Origin of the sequence: Rothia sp. HMSC072E10, assembly GCF_001813965.1 — a bacterium.
Taxonomy (GTDB): domain Bacteria; phylum Actinomycetota; class Actinomycetes; order Actinomycetales; family Micrococcaceae; genus Rothia; species Rothia mucilaginosa_A.
In genome coordinates this window covers 747,286-747,538 of record NZ_KV814491.1, presented here as the reverse complement: position 1 = coordinate 747,538, position 253 = coordinate 747,286, and positions in this window count along the sequence as shown.

Genomic DNA, 253 nt, shown 5'->3' with positions numbered 1-253 from the left:
GATTCTTCGGAATCGGCGGGATTTTTGCGTTCCCCTTGAAATGCAGTCTTCATGGGTTGAGGAATCGGTGTTCGTCCTCGTTCCTACAGGGGACCTGTCCTCGCAGAGCTCGGACACCCTGATGTCACTACGGACGACACCGATTCCTCAGGTGGTTTCTGCGGGTTCGGCAGGGGTGCGTTATCCCGCCGGTTCGTTGGGTTGCGTGGTGGTTCAGTATGTGCGCCCCGTGCCTAGCGAACTGTGGCGGGGG